Origin of the sequence: Pseudomonas sp. SIMBA_068, from assembly GCF_046534705.1 — a bacterium.
GTDB lineage: Bacteria > Pseudomonadota > Gammaproteobacteria > Pseudomonadales > Pseudomonadaceae > Aquipseudomonas > Aquipseudomonas putida.
The window spans coordinates 1-242 of the sequence record NZ_JAWRYI010001417.1; the positions used below are offsets into that span (position 1 = coordinate 1).

The window sequence follows — 242 nt, forward strand, 5'->3', positions numbered from 1 at the left end:
TTGATTTCAGTTTTGATACCAACGGTGAGCCAATAGATGAAGCGCTTACGTATAGTTATTTCTCTGAACTTGGGTTTGTTATCCAAGAAGATACTCGCTCAGGTTTTAGCGGTGAACAGCTTCAAGCAATAGCAAATCATGACTTTAGCCGAAAAGATGTGTTATATATGGCAAAACAGTTAAGTCGCTATTTACTAAAACCTTTGTTAGGTAATAAGCCATTAAAAAGTCGTGAGTTATTT

General features: G+C 36.0%; 1 pseudogene. It reads left to right on the top strand.

The window, feature by feature from the left end:
• Nucleotides 1–242, top strand: a pseudogene (locus tag SB756_RS34280) (DNA repair protein RecO); the annotation flags it as partial.